Source organism: Marinifilum sp. JC120 (assembly GCA_004923195.1).
Classification (GTDB): Bacteria; Desulfobacterota; Desulfovibrionia; order Desulfovibrionales; family Desulfovibrionaceae; genus Maridesulfovibrio.
In genome coordinates this window covers 230,292-244,759 of record RDSB01000004.1, presented here as the reverse complement: position 1 = coordinate 244,759, position 14,468 = coordinate 230,292, and the positions used below count along the sequence as shown (strand labels likewise).

Here is a 14,468-nt window from a genome sequence, read left to right as displayed (position 1 = left end):
CTATCTTGAAATTTTTTATAACAGGAAACGCAGACATGCTGGGATCGGCTATGTCTCACCGGAGCGATTTGAGCAGGACTATTACCATAAACAACAACTAGCTGCTTAACCTAAAAATGGGGTGTCCGTTTTTTGTGTAGCATTTCAGCGTTAGCAAAGTTTTCTCTCCCCTTCCCCAGCCGCCGGAGGCACCAAAAAGCGCATAGCGCATCAAAACCATTCATGATATCAAAATCATGTGACTAACGAATCCCAGTATATAGTAAGCGGCCTGATGGGCCAGCAGTTTTTGCTCCCGGACCTTTTAAACGAGGTCCCTATCGGCATTGCTGTGCTGGACATCGAGGGGAGGGTGAAACTGGTCAACCGTGCATGGCAGACCATCACCGGAGCCGACCCGGAGTCCATGCAGGACTTAAAATGCTATCTGGGATTGCGCTGCGATTACTGCTTCAAAGGCTGCCCGGTCATGGCAGACAAGGCAGACTTCCAGACAGTATCGATTGATGCTGACATTATTGACCGCACAAGAGCCAAAGTTCCTATCCGGCTGAACATTTCACCGATAGTGAGCAGCGACAATGTAATTTCAGGATACATTGAAACCATTCAGGACATCCGGCAGGTTGCGGAACTAAGCAGCTCGGCCAGCAAGGCTTACTCGTTGGGCGGACTGATCGGCACCAGCCCGGAAATGGTTAAAATTTTCAGCATGGTCCCTTCCATTGCAGGAACGGATTCATCAGTACTCATCACCGGGGAAACCGGAACAGGTAAAGATGTACTGGCCGAAGCCATCCACAATGCCTCAGACCGTGCGGGCGCGCCATTTATTAAGGTAAACTGCGGCGCGCTGCCGGAAACTTTATTGGAATCGGAACTCTTCGGACATGTGAAGGGAGCTTTCACCGGAGCCAATGAGGACCGCCCCGGACGTATCAAACTGGCCCATAACGGCTCATTCTTTCTTACTGAAATAGGAGATTTGCCTCTCCCCTTGCAGGTCAAACTGCTTTCATTTCTGGATGACAAAGTAATTCATCCGCTGGGCAGTTCACGAGGCTTCAATGCCGATGTGCGGGTTATAGTTGCCACCCACCGGGACCTGAAAAAAATGGTTCAGGAAAAAACCTTCCGCGCCGACCTGCTTTTCAGATTAAACGTAGTCCATCTGCATTTGCCGCCCCTACGTGAACGTGGTGATGATATTCTGCTACTCAAAAACCACTTCCTTATGGCCTACTGCGATAAATTTAATAAAAAGATCAAAGGTTTTTCCAAAAAATCAGCTAAAATTTTATCCGCCTACCGCTACCCCGGAAACGTGCGCGAACTTAGCAACATTGTGGAATACGCGGTCAACTTCTGCGATCGTGATCTCATCGGCTCCAGCCATCTTCCCGCCTACCTGACCGAGCAGGACATCCTGCGCCCGGTAACGGAATCCGCTCACGCCACTCAGGAAAGGATGGTCCCGCTGGAATACTCCTCGGCCCAGAACTGGGATGATGCCGAAAAGCAGATGATCATGGACACTTTGCTTAAATGCGGCGGACGCAAAGGGGAAGCTGCCGCAAGGCTCGGCTGGTCTCGCTCCACCCTTTGGCGTAAGTTGAAAAAACACTCCATAAACGGATAAATTATGTCGCACAAAATCATGGTAGCCCTGCTCAACAATGAAGTTGCTCCCCGTTTTGACCTCGCCACGGATGTACTACTAGCCAAAATTAAATCCAATGGAGAAATAAACGAACGCATCATTGTTTTACCGCAGGCATCCGCCGATGACCTTTGCGCCTTGGCAACCTCCGATCATACTGATGCTGTGGTCTGCGGCGGCATTGATGATGAACATTACCAGTACCTCAAGTGGAAAGGCATTGAGGTCCTCGACGACGTCATCGGACCTGTAAAAAAAGTAATACAAGCCTACAAGGACGAAAAGCTCTCCTGCGGAGACAATTTTTACAAACCTTAATCACCCTCTCTAACTCCCTATAAATTCACCACCCTTTTATCGTACAACTATACTTTGTTTCTAAATGTTTCATATTGTTTCTTGAGAAAGTTTTCACAATAGTTCATTTTGTTTCAACAAAAAGAAACAAAACACCTTCCGCCAAGGTTAAAAGTCTGGTATAAATGGAATTATTCTATCTGGCACACTCAGTGCTTTGTTGAGGCGGGTGCTGCAAAGGCCGAATTCCCGGCCAGTAGCAAAGACAACGTTTAAAACATGAAAATAATGATTGTTGAACTGGACTCGGAATTCCGTGAGCACCTGGTTCTGCGCCTCAAGAGTGAAGGCTTGCAGGTCGCGGACTCAGGAAATCTGGACGAGGCTGAAAAATTCATACGCGAGAACGAACTGGACGGTATTGTCCTCGGTCTGTCTGGATTCGGTCGGAGTTCCTTGAAATTCATGGAAGACATTTCGCCAATCGTTCCTGATTTGAAAGTTGTTCTAATCAATCGGCACAATAAGATTCCGCTTTCCATTGAAGCTATGAATCTGGGGGCATGTGCTGAAATTTCAGTTCCAGTGGATATTGCCGCGCTGTTAAAGACTCTACGCAGAGTCTGTACACAGGACAGCTAGACGGCAATAGTCATTTGGACAACCTACCTAGGGGGAAAATGTGAATAAATTTAAAGTAAAAGATCTGATGATCCCTGTTGAAGAATACAACAGGGTAAAAACAGACACCACACTGTTTGAAGCATTGCAATGCCTTGCTCAGCAGGGAGAAGAACTGAACCTTCCTCATCCGCACCGCGACCTGCTTGTCGAAGACGATAACGGCAAGGTCGTAGGTAAAATCACTATGCTCGACATCTTCAAGCATATGGAACCTTCCTACTTCAAGATGGATGACAAGCATCATCCAAATGCCTTGAGCATGGACTTCGTTCAAAAAGTCTATCGCGATTTTAATCTCTGGTCTGAACCTCTTTCCAGCCTCTGCCGCAAAAATGCCGGAGCAAAGGCAGGAGAAGTCATGCACTCACCTAAAAAAGCAGAAATCCTTGACGAGGACGAAACCCTCGACAAAGCTCTGCACGCTTTTGTGCTCGGAGTGCACCAGCCGCTGCTGGTCCAGAAGGATGGCATTATCACCGGTGTAGTCCGCCTCGGCGACGCCTTTGATAAAGTCAGAACCGCTATTCTCGCTTGCGAGATCGAAACAGCCTAATTGCAAGGAGCTGAATAATGAGTGCTGAAGTTGCAAACAAGCCCGGATTTGATTTCAAAAGGCTGTTTTTTATGCTGCTTGGAGTCTCCCTTTTTGCCTTTGTCTACTACTGCCCGGCATGGCCGGATGCAATTGACCCCGGTGGACAGCATTTCGCGTTAAGTAAAGAAGCTAAGGGTGCCATCGGCGTATTTCTGCTGGCAGGTACATGGTGGGTCTTTGAAGTAGTCCCCATCGGTGTAACCTCTCTGGCCATCGGCGTATTGCAGGCTATGTTTTTTATCCGCCCGGCCAAGGTGGCTTTCAAGGATTTCATGGACCCCTCCGTCCTGTTTATCTTTGCCTCCATCATGATCGGCCTCGTATTCACCAAAACCGGACTGACCAAGCGTCTGGCCTATAAGATGCTCATGGTCGTCGGCGAAAGGACCAGCCGCATCTATCTGGGCGTATTCGTTGTAACTGCGTTGCTGACCCATATCATGGCTCACACTGCTGTTGCGGCGACTATCTACCCGCTGCTGCTGGCTATTTACTCCCTCTACGGAGAAGGAGACAAGCCCACCAAGTTCGGTAAGGGATTATTCATCGGTATGGCTTATGTAGCTGGTGCCGGTTCTATCGTCACCCTGCTCGGTGCAGCGCGCGGCGCGGTCGCCATCGGTTTTTACAACGAGATTCTGGGCAAAGACGTAACCTTCTTCGAATTGACCTACTACATGGCACCCATCGGCTGGGCTATGGTCTTCCTGCTTTGGGGATTCTTTATGATCTTCCTGAAGCCTGAAAAAGACGTAATCCCCGGTCTGCGTGAAAAAGCCAGAGAGCTCAACTCCCAGATGGGTCCGCTTTCCCGTGATGAAAAAATGGCGGCGATTCTGGTTGGTGGCGTTATTCTGGTCATGAGTCTGCGGTCCTTCATCCCTGAACTTAAGGCCATCGACAAGACTTCCATTATTCTGCTCTCGTCCATCTCATTCTTTGTGTTCAAGATTCTGGACATCAACGACCTTGAAGATATTCCCTGGAACATCATCCTTCTCTTTGCAGGTGCTATGTCCATCGGTTTCTGTCTCTGGGATACCGGCGCGGCTAAGTGGATGGCGGTGAACTGGCTGGTTCTCTTCCAGGAGTCAAGCGGATTTATCTTCATCTTGTCCATCGCCTTCTTCGTAATGATGATGACAAACTTCATCATGAACGTGGCGGCTATTGCGATCTCGCTACCGGTGGCACTTGTTATCGCGCCTTACCTCGGCGTGGCCCCGGAAGTTATCCTCTTCGCGGCACTGGTTGTTGCAGGTATGCCCTTCCTTCTGCTGGTTGGCGCAGCTCCCAACGCAATCGCTTACGACTCCAAGCAGTTCACCACTGGTGAATTCTTCATGTACGGCGTCCCCGCAAGTGTCTTGCTGATGGTCGTAACCGCTATCTTTGTCAAGTTTATCTGGCCTATCATGGGTATGCCCGTGGCCTTGCCGGGTTAGCCGTATAGGGTTATAGGGAAATATTATACAAAGGGCAGGACGGTCCCGGCAAGGCGTGCCGGGACCGTCCGATTTGTACAAACCCTGCTGCCGGTTTCCGCCTACGACTTCCGGCACCCAACCAAAAAGCGAGAAGGATTTATGAAACAGCTTAATAAGCTTATTGACCATATCGTCAACCGTGTGAACATCAACCTGCGCGAGCCCCTTGTGGATGTCGGACCTTATATCAAGGGCCTCATCCCCGAAGACAGCTTCGCGCTCTACTACGCGTTTTACTCCCTGACCAACAACCACCCTCTCATGTTCAACTTTCGTCATTCAAGCATCGGGGGAACCTACTTCCTCGGTAAATGTAAGGTGAACCACTCCATCCTCTACAAGAGTGATATCCGTGGAGATGAGCTTAAGAGAAGCGGCAGCGAGGTAGAACTCAACGGGCAGAAAATCAAGCTCCGCGACGACGAGGTCATTAAGATCCGCGATAGTTTTCTGATGAAAACCCTCGTGCACAACAACTCCCACGACCCTGAAAACCTTGAGTGCTTCAAAATTTCAAACACCGTGTCTCTGCATTACGCAAACATTCACGGCACTTCCGTGGAAGGCTGTTTCCTTGAGCCTTTCTCCTCCGTCGACCTCTCCATAATGCACGACTGCGCAGTCGGAGCTTACTCCTACGTGCAGGCCGGAGAACTTTCCCACAAACGCATCAAAGCGGGCCGGGTCTGGGTTAAAGCGGACGGCGCTTTTGAGTTCAACTACCAATACCCTGAAGAAATCCTTGAAAAATACATCCGCATGGAAGACAGCAGACCCAAAGGAATCCTCATGGACTTCTTTGATGAGCGCAAAGAAGACTTTGTGCCCATCTATTCCTCAGTTAAGCCTGAGCTTTCCATCGACGTTCCCGAAGGTGCATCAGTAAGCCCCTACGCAGTACTCAAAGGCGACTGCAAAGTGGATAAAAATGTTCTCGTAGCTCAAAGGTCCTACATTGAGAACTCTACCCTCGGCCCCGGCGCGAATGCTCAGGAAAACTGCTACATCATCAATTCCGTCTACGAAGGAGAGGTTGTTACCCCTCACGGCGGTAAAGTGATTTACACCCACATGGGTAAACGTTCCTTCGTTGGCTTCAACTCTTTCCTCAACGGTAAAGAAGATTCTAAAATCGAAGTCGGAGCGGGAACCATATTAATGCCGCATACAATTATAGATGCGCAAGAACCCATTAAAATACCTGACAACTATCTCGTTTGGGGCTATATCAGCAAACAAGAAGATCTCGAAATGCACTCGATTCCTCTTTCTGACTTCGCTGCACTCAAAGGCCAGTTCCGTCTCGGCAACATGACCTTTGAAGGTATCGGAGCTAAATTTGTTGATGGATTCAGGCACCGTATCGAACATATTCTCGAAGCTAATGGTGCTTTCTGGGATGGAACCGAAGAAACAGCGGGCCATTCCCAGCAAACTCAGGACATCTCCTTCAATATCCTTCAGCCTTATCCTGAAGGAGAGTTGCAGGGACTCTATCCAGAACTGACAATCGACCCGCTGGTCCCCAGTGATCTTTAAAGAAACCACTGATCGCTTGGTCCCACACAAAAGGCAAAAGGAGTAACCCGTGCCCAAAACAATGTCACAGGCACTGCAGAAGAACCTACTAGGTAATTCTCCGGACTGGTACAAACTGACCATTATCGGCTTTCTCGTGCTCAACCCGATTCTCATGGCCGTAGCTGGCCCATTCATTACCGGTTGGGTATTGATCGGACAGTTTATTTTCACTCTGGCCATGGCACTCAAGTGCTATCCTCTTCCGGCAGGCGGCTTGCTCGCGGTTGAAGCAATTGCAATTGGACTGGCCTCACCCGAAACTGTCTATAACGAGACGGTACTGAACTTCCCGGTAATTCTGCTGCTGATGTTCATGGTTGCAGGTATCCATTTTATGAAAGACATGCTCCAGTATGCTTTCACTAAGATCATTACCCGCGTCAAATCAAAAATCATCATCTCATTGCTCTTTTCATTTTCAGGAGCAATCCTCTCTGCTTTCCTCGACGCACTGACCGTTACAGCTGTAATCATTGCAGTTGCATACGGTTTCTACGGGATATACCACCGCTTTGCTTCCACAGGTAAATGCTCTCTGTCTGATGATACCAAGCTTAAAGGTGAATGTGTCAGCCATCTTGCTGAATTTCGCGGCTTCCTGAGAAACCTCATGATGCACGGTGCCGTAGGTACAGCACTCGGTGGTGTATGTACCATCGTTGGTGAACCTCAGAACCTGCTCATCGGTAAGACCATGGGCTGGGAGTTCATAGAGTTCTTTATCAGAGTTGCCCCGGTATCCATGCCTGTACTGGTTGTAGGCCTTTTGACCTGCATCATGCTGGAAGTGACCGGTATCTTCGGATACGGCTACCAGCTGCCCCAGAACGTGCGTGAAATCCTCGAAGAGGAAGACCGCAAAAATGATGAAGAAATGAGCCTCAAGAAAAAAGCAGCTCTGTTCACTCAGGCCTGTGCAGCTCTCTTCCTCGTTCTCGCTCTGGCATTCCACATTGCAGAAGTAGGCCTTATCGGTCTGACTGTAATCGTTCTCCTGACCGCTCTTAACGGTATTACCGAAGAACACAGAATCGGACACGCATTTGAAGAGGCCCTGCCCTTTACTGCTTTGCTGGTTGTTTTCTTTGCAATTGTAGGTGTTATTCATGAACAGCACCTTTTTTCTCCGGTAATCAACTACGTTCTCAGCCTCGAAGGTAAAGTTCAGTTGGCCGCATACTACATCGCTAACGGCGTGCTCTCCATGCTTTCAGACAACGTATTTGTTGCGACAGTATACGTATCTGAAACCCTGAAAGCATTCCAGAACGGCCTTATCAGCCGCGAACAGTTCGACCTGCTCGCAGTTGCAATCAACACCGGTACTAACATCCCCAGTGTTGCAACTCCTAACGGTCAGGCTGCATTCCTGTTCCTGCTGACCTCCGCCATTGCTCCGCTTATCAGGCTCTCATACGGCCAGATGGTTAAGATGGCCTTCCCCTACACTATTACCATGTCCATCACCGGCCTCGCCGCGACTTGGTACTTCCTGTAGGAACTGATTACAGATAACTAAAGCAAAAGCCCCTGCCGAGTACTCGGCAGGGGCTTTCTTTATTTGTATCTCTAAAAAAGAAAAAACTACTCGCGGACAACTGCTTTTCTTTTAAGCAATTGCAAATTAGGCAAGATAATTCCCAACAGAATCAAAGCCATTCCGAAAATCTGAATCAAGGAAATATGCTCTCCTAAAATAAAGGCTGCCAGCAGAACCGTGGTTACAGGTTCGATAGTGGAAAAAATTGCGGCGTTGGCACTTCCGATAGCATCCACAGCTCTATAAAGAAGACTTATCGCCAAAGCTGTCGGGATTACACCCAGCCCCACGGCAATCATCCAGCCCTGAGCATTTAATGTAAATATCTTAAGAGGTGAAGAAATCAGGCTGAAAACAATCGCCATACATAAAATAACATAAGGGACGATCACCTTAGCTTCATCATCGCGGGTAAAAATCTGTATGACCGTCAAGTAAATAGAGAAACAGGCCATGCACCCTAAAGCATAAATAATTCCCTGCTCATCAAGCTGCCGGGCAAAAGCATTATAAAAAACGAGTCCACTTCCGGCAATAATCAACCCCAAAGCGGCAAAAACGGCCCGCCCCGGCCTTAGTTTTAAAAAAACAATCGCAATCAGCGTCGTCATCAAAGGATAAAAATAGTAAATCAAAGAAGTGGTTGAAGCAGGGATATGTTTTAGTGCCATTATGAAAAGCCATGACTGGAGCGGATAAATTAAGACTCCTAGAACCGCTGCTTTTATAAGAACCTTCGGGCGGACTCTAAGAAGCCTTGGACTGGTTATTCCCAGCCACGCAAAAAGAACAACAGCACCAAGCGTAAAACGGTATTGAATTAATTCCAAAGGCTCCATCCCCATTGCGAGGCCGAGCTTAAAAAAGATTGCAAGTGTTCCCAGACCGATTGCCGACAATATCGAGTAGACCAATCCCTTAACCATCCATATCTCCTTAAACATTTTTCACAATGTAAACCTATACATTCGTTACTTAAAGGACAATGATTTGGACAAGAATGAGATGAATACCTAAAAAAGGCTGAAACTCTACGCATATATACGCGAGCCTCAGCCTTTTATTACTTATTAAGCTTAATTACTATCCCTGCATACGGACAATAATCCCATCCAGTTCTTTTGCCAGTTCGGACATGCGGCTGACCGCTTCGGCAGATTCATTCATAGCCTGCGCGGTTTCACTTGCAATGGTATTGATCTGTCCGGTGGAGCGGCTGATCTGTTCACTGGCTGCGGACTGTTCTTCCGATGCAGTCGCAATGGAGCGGACCTGATCGGCTGTCTCGGAAACCTTATCCACAATTTCCTTCAAGATATCACCGGACTGATTGACCAACTCGGTTACCTCTCCGATGGCCTTGGTGGATTTCTCGGTATTGGCGATGTTAGTTTTGGCACTTTCCTGAATACGACCGATATATTCCCCAACCTCACTGGTCGCATTCATAGTGGATTCAGCAAGCTTGCGAACCTCATCAGCAACCACAGCAAAACCGCGTCCGGCATCACCGGCACGAGCGGCCTCGATTGCGGCATTAAGTGCCAGCAGGTTGGTCTGGTCAGCAATATCACTGATTACACCCATGATGTTGCCGATGCCGTCAGCCTGCTTACCGAGATCGGCCATATCCTTCTGCATCTGGTCAGACTGAACACGAATCTGCGTGATTGTTTCAACGGCCTGTTCAACCTTCTGCTCACCTTCCCCGGCCTTCTGCTGAGAAGAATCTGCCAGTTCAGCAGCGGTGGAAGCATTACGGGCGACTTCGAATACAGTGGAATTCATCTCATCCATGGCAGTAGCAGCTTCGCTGGCCATTACCGACTGTTCTTCGGCACCACGGCTGGATTGCTCCACCTGTGCGGACAAAGCCTCGGAAAAACCTGACACCTGATTGGAAACCTCGGTGGCACTGGCTGCGGCCTCGGAAATCATGATGTTATTTTCTTCGATCTTGCGCTGCTGTTCGCGGATTTCAGTCATATCAATCCACAAAGCCACAGAGCCGAGCATAACTCCGTCCATATCATAAAATGGAGTGGCAGATACCATCAAATTCTTGAAGAGTCCGGAAGGAGTGCTAAAATCAACTTCCTGCTGAATCTGACGCTTTTCTTTTGTCGCTTTCGCTAAAACAGTCTCTCGACTAGCGTCACCGTAAATGAACTCCCCGGAACTAATGCCATCAAGTCTATCAGGACCGATTTTGCTTTCAACCAATTCACACACTTCGGAGTTAGCCCAAAGCATATTGTCATCAGGACCGACAATCGCACAAGGCAGCACCAGACCGTTAAGCACTCCCTCTGAGAAGCCAAGTTTATTCTTAAGCTCCGCTACCATGTGATCAATATTCTCGGAAAGATCCTTAAGTTCGCAGACGTATTTGCCAGTAAGTTCAGCTTTGAAATTACCATGGGCAATCTCACTTGTGAAATCCCGAATGGTAGCCATGGGTCCGGTAACCTGCCTGCGGATGGTAAAGACAATCACGCTTACAAGAATCAAGACCATGACGGTTCCCATTCCAATAAGTATATTACGCTCTTCAATTGCAGCTCTGGTCAAATCCGAAACATAAGCGGACATGCAGACAACCCAGCCAGTGGAGGGCACAACCTGAAACAACTGAATCTTGGCTCGACCTTCCCATTCATATTCAGTCTTACCCTTGGAAGCAGCAAGACTGTCTTTGACAAACTGCTGACTGGAAACGTCTTTTAAAATAAGCTCCTGATTGACCTTATGGGCGATGATGCGACCTTTACTATCTAAAATATAGGCATACCCCTCTTCACCTATGGAAATATCTCCGATCATATCCTGTGAATAATCTTGCCAATCAACAGCAGAGAAGAACCCACCAATAAGCTTACCCTGGTCATTACGGACCGGTACAGCCATGGCCACAACAAATCGGCCATCCAACGCAGATTTCAAAACTTCAGACACAGCAAAATTACTGCCATTCAAAATCTTTTGCACATATTTACGGGAACGGAGGTCCGCAGCAGCTGTAGGCTGACCGCCTGACTTAAGACCAAAAGCAATCTGTCCATCCAAATCAAAAGCAGCCAAAGTTGCAAGTCTGCTATTGTTACTCATTTTCTGCTTGAACTGCTTCAGTATCCTTTTCCTGGATTCGTCATCTACAAATGCATTCTGAAGGTCAGCACTATTGGCGTAATCAACAAGATCACTTTTTGAAAGCTCCAAAAATTGATCAACCTGATTGACTACTTTATTGTTCAGCACTTCCATGTTCTGTTCCTGAATACTCAGGACAGCTGAATTGGTCATGGAGCTGACCACAACCACAAAAGCGACAACTGAAATAGAAACTATCGCAGTTATCAAAATGGAAAGACCTGTATTAATACTCTTGAAATTCATTCCAACCCCCTTATTGTTTGCAACAAAAACACGCCATCACTATGGAGTTTTTTAACCGCATTCTATTTTAGTTATATTATTTTCTATTGCTGAAGCTAAATTTATAATTGCCCACTAACTAAAATAGCTTCATTTCGTCTCAAAAAACCATGTCAGCACTCCTTAATTTATTTGAGTAGTAATATCTGTAAGATGACTACAACATCTGTTTGACAATTTTTTGAAGGTGAATTGTGGAAAACGTTTAATTACAATTCTACGATATTCTACATATCTGGAGAGCACTTCAGTCGTGATACTGAATATCAAAATCAATGAACCTTAACAAGCCAATCATCCAGCTTTTTTGATCATAAAAATGAAATTCCATGCCAGCACTCCCCTGTTTAATCAGGTAGAATACCAGTAAACTTAACAAGAGGCTGACATAATTAAAGCCCTCGCACTGAATTAACAGTACGAGGGCCTATTTTAAGCCACACTCGCTACAATATATTTATAATATTAATTCTGCATACGCCCGATAATACCATCCAATTCCCTAGCCAAACCGGACATCCGGCTGACCGCTTCAGCGGACTCATTCATAGCCTGTGCGGTTTCCCCGGCAATAGAATTAATCTGTCCGGTAGAACGACTGATCTGCTCGCTGGCTGCGGACTGCTCTTCCGATGCAGTTGCAATGGAACGAACCTGATCATTGGTTTCGGAAACCTTATCCACGATATCCTTCAAAACTTCACCGGACTGGTTAATCAAGTCCGTAACGTCCATGATGGCCTCAGTAGATTTTTCCGTATTTTCAATATTCTTTCCGGCACTGGCTTGGATATTGGAAATATATTCACCTACCTCATAAGTCGCGGTCATAGTCTTCTCTGCCAGCTTACGAACTTCATCAGCAACCACCGCAAAACCACGCCCGGCATCACCGGCGCGGGCAGCTTCAATGGCAGCGTTAAGTGCCAGCAGGTTTGTCTGGTCGGCAATATCGCTGATAACACCCATGATGTTGCCAATTCCATCGGCCTGTTTGCCCAGATCGGCCATATCTTCCTGCAATTGTTCTGATTGTGAGCGCACCTCAGCGATAGTCGAAACCGCATTGGCAACCATTCGCTCGCCTTCCCCGGCCTTTTCCTGAGACTCAAGTGCAAGGTCTGCGGCAGAGGAGGCATTACGCGCGACTTCCAAAACAGTGGAGTTCATTTCATCCATGGCCGTGGCAGCCTCACTTGCCATTACCGACTGCTCTTCCGCCCCACGGCTGGACTGCTCCACCTGCGCCGCGAGAGCTTCAGAAAAACTGGATACCTGATTGGAAACCTCGGTGGCACTGGCTGCCGCTTCGGAAATCATTATATTGTTTTCCTCAATCTTTCGCTGTTGAGTGCGAATTTCCGTCATGTCAAACCAGACAGCCACGGAGCCCAGCATCTGCCCGTCCATATCGTAAAACGGGGTGGCCGAAACCATAATATTCTTATGTGCACCGGAAAAAGTTGTGTACTCAGCTTCCTGCTGAATCTGGCGTTCTTCAGCGATTGCCTGCTGGGAAAGAGTTCTCCTACTCCTATCGCCAAAAAAGAACTCACCCGCAATCATGCCAACTGCATCTTCAACTCTAACCCTGCTTTCAATCAGTTCGCAAATCTGAGAGTTGATCCAAGCAATATTTCCGTCCGGTCCGACAATGCAGCATGGAAGAACAAGTCCTTTAAGAACCCCTTCAGAAAAGCCGAGTTTATTTTTCAATTCCCCAACCATATGCTCAATATTGAGGGAAAGATCCTTGAGCTCGCAGACAAACTTTCCGTTCAACTCTGCTTTCAGGTTACCGGCAGCGATCTCACCGGTAAAATCCCTGATTCTTTCCATAGGTTTGGTCACCTGCATGCGGATAACAAACACGATCAGCCCAACAAGTATAATAATTAACAGTAACCCCAATCCGGCGAGAACATTACGCTGCTGTGTGGCAGCCTCCGTCAAGTCGGACTCATAAGCAGACATGCAGACAACCCAGTCGGTCATAGGGATCCTGCTAAAAGAGAGTACTTTTTGTTCCCCTTCCCACGAGTAAGAGAAAAAACCATTTTCCGCAGACAAGCTCCTGCGCACAAAGTCGTATGAGGATACATTTTTCATGATAAGACTGGGATCTTTATGAGCGATAAAGCTACCGTCCCTATCCAGCATGAAAGCATAGCCCTGCTTTCCTATAGTGATGTCACCGATCAGTTTCTCGACATATTCTTCCCATGTGTATACTATAAAAACACCGCCGAAGGCCTTTCCGGTCATGTCTTTAATGGGGGCTGCAAACGCAAGGTTATAACATTTTGCACCATCATATTTGAACAAATCCGAAACGGAATATTCATTGCCGCCAAGTATTTCCTGCAAATAGGGTCGCTTTCTAAGGTCCATGCCTTTAAGGCTCTGCCCTGATTTGGTCCATCCGTAGACCACCTTACCATTACGGTCGATAACACCGATAGCATTGGCTCCTTCAAGTTCAGCCAAAGCTTCTTTAAGAGATTTGCTGGCACTGCCCAGTGCGTAAGAATCTACAAAGGCACGATAGTATTCCTTATTTTTGGCAATACTTTTCAAGTTGACAATTGCTCCGACTGCAAAAGTTTCGACCTGCTGTCCAAGCTCATTGTTAAGCACTTCCATATTCTGCTTCTGTATACTGTAAACAGCAGATCTGGTCATTGTGTTGACTACCATAATCAAAGATACAATAGCCACAAACACAACAACTGCTATCAATATAGCGATTCTGCTATTTATGCTTTTCAATTTAATCATAAATCCCTCTTTGAGACGTTTTAGTTTCCAAATCACCCCCATACACTTAAAGGAAACAAACTCAAACACGTAAGCACTTACTAATAAAAGACAAATTTATAAATATTATTATCAAAAAAAAGACCCCGAACTGCATAACCAGTCCGGGGCCCTTATAACGTAAGGATTCTTTATTTTGATTTATTGTAGTCGTCCAACAGTCCGGTCATTTTATTAAGCAGTTCGCCTCGCTCCTGAGCGACCTTTTTCCATTTCTTCTTTTCGCTCTTCAAAGCCTCTACAGTATGCAGAAGGTCCTGAATGGTATTGGCAGGATAGCCGTGCTTGGCATAGTTCCCCTTGCGAAGCTCCTCATCATTCCTCTGGCGCAAAGCGCGTAACTGGCTGGCTGATAATATCATACTCTTATAC

The 14,468-nt window shown here is 47.2% G+C and carries 11 protein-coding genes; 7 read left to right on the top strand and 4 right to left on the bottom strand.

Annotated features, from left to right (window positions below):
* Positions 1–274: 274 nt before the first annotated feature.
* The 7 genes from D0S45_06360 to nhaB all read left to right on the top strand — a co-directional run bounded on the left by D0S45_06360 (position 275) and on the right by nhaB (position 7,802).
* The gene (locus D0S45_06360) at positions 275–1,639 is read left to right on the top strand and encodes a PAS domain-containing protein (protein ID TIH18176.1); all 1,365 of its coding nucleotides are present in this window, start codon (positions 275–277) and stop codon (positions 1,637–1,639) included.
* Positions 1,640–1,642: 3 nt separating this feature from the next.
* A complete protein-coding gene (locus D0S45_06355) occupies positions 1,643–1,978 on the top strand; it encodes a dinitrogenase iron-molybdenum cofactor biosynthesis protein (GenBank protein TIH18175.1) in 336 nt (111 codons plus the stop codon).
* Positions 1,979–2,236: 258 nt separating this feature from the next.
* On the top strand, positions 2,237–2,599 hold the full coding sequence (locus tag D0S45_06350; protein ID TIH18174.1) for a response regulator: 363 nt from the start codon (positions 2,237–2,239) through the stop codon (positions 2,597–2,599).
* Between the two features lie 40 nt (positions 2,600–2,639).
* Positions 2,640–3,194, top strand: a complete 555-nt coding sequence (locus D0S45_06345; GenBank protein ID TIH18173.1) for a CBS domain-containing protein — start codon at positions 2,640–2,642, stop codon at positions 3,192–3,194.
* A gap of 17 nt (positions 3,195–3,211) precedes the next feature.
* Positions 3,212–4,681, top strand: coding sequence for an SLC13/DASS family transporter (locus D0S45_06340; GenBank protein TIH18172.1), 1,470 nt, complete (start codon positions 3,212–3,214; stop codon positions 4,679–4,681).
* A 141-nt stretch (positions 4,682–4,822) separates the two neighbouring features.
* Entirely contained in the window at positions 4,823–6,262 is a 1,440-nt protein-coding gene (locus D0S45_06335) for a transferase (GenBank protein TIH18171.1), read from the top strand.
* Between the two features lie 49 nt (positions 6,263–6,311).
* Positions 6,312–7,802 carry a sodium/proton antiporter NhaB gene (nhaB, locus tag D0S45_06330; GenBank protein TIH18170.1) on the top strand — a complete coding sequence of 497 codons (1,491 nt, stop codon included), beginning with the start codon at positions 6,312–6,314 and terminating at the stop codon, positions 7,800–7,802.
* Between the two features lie 86 nt (positions 7,803–7,888).
* Here the strand turns inward: nhaB and D0S45_06325 are convergent, their stop codons facing one another.
* The 4 genes from D0S45_06325 to D0S45_06310 form a co-directional block, all read right to left on the bottom strand.
* Positions 7,889–8,788, bottom strand: coding sequence for a DMT family transporter (locus tag D0S45_06325; protein ID TIH18169.1), 900 nt, complete (start codon positions 8,786–8,788; stop codon positions 7,889–7,891).
* A gap of 139 nt (positions 8,789–8,927) precedes the next feature.
* Complete coding sequence (locus tag D0S45_06320; protein TIH18168.1) at positions 8,928–11,240, bottom strand: PAS domain-containing protein; 2,313 nt, start codon at positions 11,238–11,240, stop codon at positions 8,928–8,930.
* A gap of 504 nt (positions 11,241–11,744) precedes the next feature.
* Complete coding sequence (locus D0S45_06315; protein ID TIH18167.1) at positions 11,745–14,057, bottom strand: PAS domain-containing protein; 2,313 nt, start codon at positions 14,055–14,057, stop codon at positions 11,745–11,747.
* Positions 14,058–14,227: 170 nt separating this feature from the next.
* Positions 14,228–14,458: a hypothetical protein gene (locus tag D0S45_06310; protein TIH18166.1), complete on the bottom strand. Its 231-nt coding sequence runs from the start codon at positions 14,456–14,458 to the stop codon at positions 14,228–14,230.
* Positions 14,459–14,468: the final 10 nt, after the last annotated feature.